Here is a 7511-nt window from a genome sequence, read left to right on the forward strand (position 1 = left end):
CGTTGCCGGCCACGGTGAGGCGGTAGTTCATCACGTCCGCGCAGTTGGTCGCGGTGGTGGGTCGCTGCGCCTCGCTGGCGAGCCGGGGGTCGGCGGTCAGGCCCGCGAGGGTGGCCTGATCGGCAGGTGAGAGCCGGCCGTTGCGCCGACTGCCGGCCCGGTCCGTCACGGTCCACCTACCGTCCGGCTCGACGGCGATGGAGTCACCGCGCCCGGCGAAGCCACCGGAGATTCGCAACGTCACTCGGGGGGCCGCAGCGCTGGCCCCGGCGCTTGCCGTGGGGGCGGCGGTCGGGGGCGGAGCGCCGGTGGTCGGAGCGGACAGGTTCGTGCCGGGGCTGTTCGGCGGCTGGTCAGGGGTGCTACCGGCCCGGTCAGCGCTGGTGCAGCCAGCCAGGAGCGCGAGCAGTAGGGCGAACGTGACGCCGGCTGTCGAGGCGGGTCTCATGTCCGTCGGACGTGCTGGGGCAGGTACTGGTTCCCTCGTCAAGCCACTCATCCGAACGGTCAATGTAGATGTCTGACATCGGTTCGGGCCTTCTCTTTTCTTCAACACATAGCTATATGTACATGCGTGACTACCTTCGTCACATCCTTCTCCTCCCAGGAGCGCACGTGAAAAGAGCTCTTGCCGCCGTCAGCGCAGTGCTGCTCACCAGCGGCCTGCTGACCTGCGTCATCACCCCGGCGCACGCGGCCCCGCCCACCTCTCCCGCGCCGGACGCCTCCGCCGCGGCCCGAGCGGCAACCGTCCTACGAGCGAACCCCGGCGCCGTCCAGGGCTCGAGCGCCGAGTCCTACCAGGTGCGCAGCACCAAGATCGACCCCAGCGGCGCGGCCCACACCCGCTACACCAGGACCTACCAGGGCCTGCGGGTGTACGGCGGTGACTTCGTCATCCACACCGCGCCGAACGGCACGTACGCCGGCAGTTCGGTCGGGTTGGCCGCGCCGCTGACCCTCGCCACCTCGGCCAGGACCACCGCGGCGGCCGCGAAGAAGGCCGCCAGCGCCCGGTTCGCCGGTAAGGCCGAGGCGGTGGGCACGCCGGAACTGTTCGTGGACGCCAGTTCCGGGCAGGGTCGACTGGCCTGGGAGACAGTGGTCAGCGGGTGGCAGCCCGACGGGCAGACCCCGTCCCGGCTGCACGTGATCACCGACGCCACCACCGGCGCGACCGTCGGGTCGTACGACGAGATCGAATCGGTGGTCGGCAGCGGCCAGGGCATCTACACCGGCGCGGTCAGCATCGACACGACGCTCTCCGGCAGCACGTACCAGATGATCGACCCGTTGCGCGGCAACGGCCGCACCTGTGACATGAACAACGGCACGTCGAGCTGCACCACCTTCACCGACGCCGACAACGCCTGGGGCACCGGAGCCACCTCCAGTCGGCAGTCCGCCGCGGTGGACGCGCACTTCGGCGCCGCCAAGACGTTCGACTACTTCAAGAACACGCACGGCCGTAACGGCATCTTCGGCAACGGCAGCGGCGTGCCGAGCCGGGTGCACTACGGCAACAACTACGTCAACGCCTTCTGGGACGGCGCCCAGATGACCTACGGTGACGGCTCGGGCAACTCCCGCCCCCTGGTCTCGCTGGACGTGGCTGGGCACGAGATGAGCCACGGTGTCACCGAGGCGCTGGCCGGCCTGGTCTACTCCGGCGAATCCGGCGGCCTCAACGAGGCCACCAGCGACATCTTCGGCAACATGGTGGAGTTCTACGCCGCCGCGCCGAGCGACCCGGGCGACTACCAGGTCGGTGAGAAGATCAACATCAACAACAACGGCACGCCGCTGCGCTACATGTACAACCCGTCGTTGGACGGCTCGTCCGACAGTTGCTGGTCCACCAGCACCAAGAACAAGGACGTGCACTACTCCTCCGGCGTGGCAAACCACTTCTTCTTCAACCTGGCCGAGGGCACCGGCGCCACCTCGTACGGCACCTCCCCGGTCTGCGGTTCCGCCCCCGCGGTGACCGGCATCGGCCGGGCCAAGGCCGAGAAGATCTGGTACCGGGCGCTTGACGTCTACTTCACCTCCAACACGTCGTACGTCAGCACCAGCAACCCGGCGAACACCGCCCGCGCCTACAGCCTGCGGGCGGCCACCGACCTGTACGGCAGCTGCTCCACCGAGTACAAGGCCGTGCAGGCAGCCTGGACCGCGGTGAACGTGGCCGGCAGCGACTCCGCCTGCTCGACCGGCAACGACTTCTCGGTGTCGCTCTCGCCCACCGCCGGTTCGGTCAACCCGGGCAGCTCCGCCGCCACCACCGTGTCGACCGCCACCACCAGTGGCTCGGCGCAGACGGTGACGTTCTCCGCGTCCGGCCTGCCCAGCGGGGCGAGCGCCGCGTTCAGCCCCGCCTCGGTGACCTCGGGCGGCTCGTCCACCCTCACCATCAGCACCTCGGCGAGCACCCCGGCCGGCACCTACTCGGTCACCGTCAACGGTGCCGGCGCGGTCACCCGCAGCGCCACCTACACGTTGACCGTGAACGGCACCGGTGGCGGTTGCACCGCGCCGGGGCAGAAGCTGGCCAACCCGGGCTTCGAATCCGGCGCGACCGGCTGGACGGCAAGCTCCGGCGTCATCACCAACTCCAGCAGCCAGGCAGCCCGCACCGGGTCGTACAAGGCGTGGCTGAACGGGTACGGCAGCACCCGCACCGAGACGCTCGCCCAGTCGGTGAGCCTGCCGGCCGGCTGCTCGTCGTACGCCCTCAGCTTCTGGTTGCACATCGACTCCGCCGAGACCACCAGCAGCGTCGCCTACGACAAGCTCAACGTGCAGGTGCTCAACTCGAGCGGAACCGTTCTGGCCACCCTGGCGACCTACTCGAACCTGAACAAGGCCACCGGCTACAGCCAGAAGTCCTTCTCGCTGGCGTCGTACGCCGGTCAGACTGTCAGCCTGAAGTTCACGGGCGTGGAGGACTCCTCGCTCCAGACGTCGTTCGTGGTCGACGACACCGCGATCAACGTCTCCTGACCTGACGGCTCACGCGCGGGCCCGACGGCCACCCCTCACGGTGGTCGTCGGGCTCGCGTCGTTATGGTCGCGGCAGCGGGGGCGACGACGCTGGCGGGCAGATCGGCGGCGCCGCACAGGTGACGCCGGAAGGGGCCGATGTGTCGGACGCGGAGTTGACAGTCGAGGTGACCGGGCCGGTCGCCACCGTCGTCATCAGCAACCCGGCCCGGCGCAACGCCATGACCGCGGCCATGTGGCGTCAGCTCCCCGAACTGCTCGACCGGCTGGAGCCTGACCCGGCCGTACGGTCGTTGGTGCTCACCGGTGCCGGTGACGCCTTCTGCGCGGGCGCGGACCTCGGTGACCTGGCCGAGTTGCTGGACGCCGGTGACGCCAGCATCGCGGTGGCCGCCGAGGAACGGCTGGCCCGGTTCGGCAAGCCGACGATCGCGACCATCCGGGGTGCCTGCGTCGGTGGTGGGGCACAGCTCGCGGTCGCCTGCGACCTGCGGATCGCCGCGGACGACGCCCGTTTCGGCGTACCGCCGGCCCGGCTCGGGCTTGTCTATCCGGCGCCGACGACACGCCGGCTGGCCCGGCTCGTCGGCCCGTCCGCCGCCAAGCACCTCCTGTTCACCGCCGAACTGGTCGACGCTGAGCGCGCCCTGCGGATCGGCCTGGTCGACGAGGTGCTGCCGGCCGACCGGCTCGCCGCACGGGTGGACGAGCTGACCGCGACGATCGCCATGCGGTCCCCGCTGAGCATCGCCGCCGCCAAGGAGATCATCGACGATCGCGCCGAGCCCGCGCGGATCGCCTGGTGGCACCGGAAGGTGACGACGACCGGCGAGGCCCGGGAAGGAGTCGCGGCGGTGACCGAGCGGCGTACGCCCCGCTTCGCCTGGCAGCCCCCGACCGACGCCTGAGTCGGCAGGGTTTCGGCCGCCGTCGTCGATGGGTAGATCCCCTCCACGCGGTGATCGGGGGACCACTATGGACGAGACGGCGACGAATCCGGACCGGAGCGGCCGGCGACTTCGTCTGATTCTTGGGTTCGTGCTGCTGCCCGCAGTGGTCGGCGCGCTCGCGGTCGGTGTCGCGATGGGTGGCCAGAACACCGGCATCTTCGACGGTGACCCGCCGGGGTGGGCCAGCAACCTGGGGCTCGTCCTGGTGATCCTCGGAGTCATCGTCGAGATAGCCGCGATCGTCTGGGCCGTACGGACCGGCCGCTACCGGGCTACCCGGCGGTCGCCACTGTTGGCGCTGAGTTGGTCGCACCGCCGACGGCTGGCGCGCCAGGTTCGACGCGGCACACCCGAGGCGGACGAAGACCCGGCCCTTCTCGTGGAGACGGCCCGAGAGTTCGCTGGCCAGCGCTGGTTCGTGCTGCTGGTCGCCGGGTTGGCGATGACGAGCGTCGGTCAGGCATTCCTGGCGTTCGCACCATTCTTCGCGGTTCTCGGTGGGTTGCTGCTGGTGCTCTGGGTGGTGCTGATCGTGTCGGTCGTCCGCAACGCCCGTCGGGGCGAGGCGTTCCTGCGCGCCCACCCGGATCTGCGCGGACGGTAGCCGTAACCCACTCCCACCCATCGCAACATCTCGATCCCGGGTATCCGGGACTCAGGCCGGTACGGCAGGCTGTCCGTCGTGCAGCGTGATCAGTTGCTTGCGGGCCGCTACCGGCTCCTCGAGCGCCTCGGCAGTGGCGGCATGTCGGCGGTGCATCGGGCGTACGACGAGGTGCTCGAGCGCGACGTGGCGGTGAAGGTGCTGGTCGCCTCGGACACCGACGCCCGGCAGCGGATCCGGGGCGAGGCCAAGGCCGCGGCTCGGCTGTCGCATCCGCACGTCACCAGCGTCTACGACTACGGCGAGTCGGTGGTGGACGGTGCCGAGGTCCCGTTCGTGGTGATGGAGTTGCTCGGCGGTCACACAGTGGAGCGCCGGTTGGTGGTCGGGCCGTTGCCCCCGCGCGCCGGTCTGCGGGTGTGTGCCGAGGTGGCTTCGGCGCTCGCCGCAGCGCACGACCAGGGGTTGGTGCACCGCGACATCAAGCCGGCCAACGTGATGCTCACGCCGACCGGTGCGAAGGTGCTCGACTTCGGGATCGCGGCAGCCGTCGGCGCTCCGGAGATCGACTTCGAGGGGCGGCTGATGGGCACACCGGCGTACCTGGCGCCGGAGCGGTTGCAGGCTGGCGAGGTGCGGCCGGCCAGCGACGTGTACGCCCTCGGCCTGCTGCTGTACCGGGTGCTCACCGGCCGGTTGCCGTGGCCGGCCGAGGCGCAGACCCGGATGCTCCGCGCGCACACGCCCGTCGAACCGGACCCGCTGCCCGCGATCGACGGCGTGCCGCCCGAGGTGCACCGGCTCTACCGCTGGTGCCTGGCCGCCGACCCCGCCGATCGGCCACCGGCCACCGACGCGGCCCGCATACTGCTCGCCGCCGCCAGCGGGGCCGCCCCCGAGGCGGCTGCCGCCGCCCAACCGGCGGCCGACGTAACCAAGCAGACCGGCCCTACCAGCACCGAGCAGACGAGCCCCGAGCACACCAGCACCGAGCAGACGAGCACCGAGCAGACGAGCATCGAGCAGACGAGCCTCGAGCAGACCAGCCCCGAGCAGACCGCCACCGGGCCGACCAGAGCCAGGCCGGAGGGTGCCCGCACGACGGGTGATTCGGCGGTGCGGATGAGGCGCGGGCCGTGGCGTCGGGGGCGAGCCATTCTGACGGTCGCCGGGGCCGTGATCGCCGCCGTGGCGCTCGCCGGGCCGCTCGGTGACTTCAGCAATCGACAGGGACAGAGCGCCGCGCCGACCAGCAGCGGCCCCGGCACCACCACGGTGGGGATGCCCCGCACCGAGGACCCGACCGACGCGGCCGATGCCGGACCGGCCGTCGTACCGACGACCAGGAGAAGCTCGCCCGCCACCCGGACCAGCTCTCCGGCCGGTCAGGGCGTGACAGCGGTCCCGGGCCCGACGACCACCACCGCCGGACCGCCTCCCACCCCGGCCGCGCCGACCCCGACACCTGGCGTCGGCGTACCGGTCGACGCGCTGGGCGGGACGGTCACCGCCCGCTGCGTGGGGAAGTCGGTCGAGGTGCTCACCGTGGTGCTCGCACCCGGTTTCCGGGCCGAGGGGTACGACCCGGGGCCGGCACAGCAGATCGTGGTCGAGCTGACCTCCCCGGAACACCGCAGCGAGATCAGGGTTCATTGCCCCAACGGCCAGTTGAGGTCGAAGGTCAAGGAACGCGCCGCCTGATCGGGGGCCGGCGGGTGCCGCGCCCGGGTCGTACCCCGGACGCGGCCCCCCGTTCCCGCCGGCCGGTCCGTCACCGCCCGGTCAGCGCCGCCCAGCCCGGGTTCACCGGTTCCCGGCGCAGCGGCATGCCCGCCTCCGCCGGCGTCCGGTCCCCCTTGCGCTGGTTGCAGGCGTAGCAGGCGGCGGTGGTGTTCCGCCAGGTGTTCCGGCCGCCGCGCGAGCGGGGCAGGATGTGGTCGATGGTGGAGGCCGGGCCGCCGCAGTAGGCGCAGCACCTGTCGTCGCGGCGCAGCACACCGGCCCGCGACCAGGCCGGCCCGGAGTTGAACCTCCACCGGGTGACGACGAAGCGGACCAGCCGCACCACCCGGGGCATCGGGAAGACCCCGATCACCCGGTCCGGCTCGGCCTCGTGGATCTCGGCCACCCGACGGCAGAGCATGCGGACTGCGTGTTGGACGGTGACCCGGTGCAGCGGGCCGAGGTCGGCGTTGATGACGAGGACGGCATCCACCGGGACTCCTTTCCAGATGGTGACGGACAGCAAGAAGCCGCCCGGTCCGGCTGTCGGACGGGGCGGCTCAGCGCGTACGGACACGCGTCAGTCGGGCCGGCCCGCCCGGGGACCTTCCGCTCGGTAACCGGCACCGGGCAGCGTCGACACCACGATGCTGATGTGCCACATCGTCATGAGCTGCTCCCGCGGTGGTGGTTGACCTTGCGCGCTCACGGTAGGTCGGCCCGGGAGACACGGGCAACGTATTTCGATCGGCCGGCCCCGTCGGGACGCCGCTGGCGGCGGGTGCGGGGAACTGCTTTGGCCGAGACCTGGGCGGTGGTCAGCGGTCGGTTCAGCCGCAGTGCCATCCGTGCGGTGAGTTCGCTGTCCAGCAGCGGCCGGTTGACCTCACCGGCGACGGACAGCGCGGGCCCGGAGACCGACCGCCAGATCGCGGCCAGCCCGGCGCCGAGGCCCACCAGGGCCACTGTGGCCCGGGTGGTCGGTGAGCCGGCGGCCGCGGCGGCACTCACCCCGACGACCGCGAAGAGCACGAGCAGCAGGGGTACGAGCACCGGCCAGAAGATGCCTCGGGCCGCCTGCGCCACCAGTCGCCGGTCTCGGATGATCAGGTTGCGGGCGATCACCGCGTAGTCCTCCTCGTCGAGCAGGTCGCGCGGGCACCGGGCTCTGGGCCACCGCGTCGGCCTCACTGAGCGCGCTGGCGTGGTCGAGCAGCGACCGGCCGCCAACC

The 7511-nt window shown here is 71.5% G+C and carries 5 protein-coding genes and 2 pseudogenes; 4 read left to right on the plus strand and 3 right to left on the minus strand.

Annotation, left to right across the window (positions count from 1 at the left end):
* A pseudogene (locus ABZ749_RS24885) lies at positions 1–448 on the minus strand (hypothetical protein); the annotation flags it as partial.
* Positions 449–615: 167 nt separating this feature from the next.
* Between ABZ749_RS24885 and ABZ749_RS24890 the strand changes: the two are divergent.
* The 4 genes from ABZ749_RS24890 (at position 616) to ABZ749_RS24905 (ending at position 6258) form a co-directional block, all read left to right on the plus strand.
* Complete coding sequence (locus ABZ749_RS24890) at positions 616–3003, plus strand: M4 family metallopeptidase (protein WP_357231772.1); 2388 nt, start codon at positions 616–618, stop codon at positions 3001–3003.
* Between the two features lie 140 nt (positions 3004–3143).
* Complete coding sequence (locus tag ABZ749_RS24895; protein WP_357231775.1) at positions 3144–3911, plus strand: enoyl-CoA hydratase/isomerase family protein; 768 nt, start codon at positions 3144–3146, stop codon at positions 3909–3911.
* Between the two features lie 130 nt (positions 3912–4041).
* On the plus strand, positions 4042–4557 hold the full coding sequence (locus tag ABZ749_RS24900; RefSeq protein ID WP_357231778.1) for a hypothetical protein: 516 nt from the start codon (positions 4042–4044) through the stop codon (positions 4555–4557).
* 78 nt (positions 4558–4635) lie between these two features.
* Positions 4636–6258 (plus strand): protein kinase, encoded by a 1623-nt coding sequence (locus ABZ749_RS24905; protein WP_357231781.1) that lies wholly within the window; start codon positions 4636–4638, stop codon positions 6256–6258.
* Positions 6259–6328: 70 nt separating this feature from the next.
* Here the strand turns inward: ABZ749_RS24905 and ABZ749_RS24910 are convergent, their stop codons facing one another.
* Entirely contained in the window at positions 6329–6772 is a 444-nt protein-coding gene (locus tag ABZ749_RS24910) for an HNH endonuclease (protein ID WP_238676588.1), read from the minus strand.
* A gap of 212 nt (positions 6773–6984) precedes the next feature.
* A pseudogene (locus ABZ749_RS24915) lies at positions 6985–7511 on the minus strand (hypothetical protein); the annotation flags it as partial.

The organism is Micromonospora sp. NPDC047753 (assembly GCF_040642735.1).
GTDB lineage: Bacteria > Actinomycetota > Actinomycetes > Mycobacteriales > Micromonosporaceae > Micromonospora.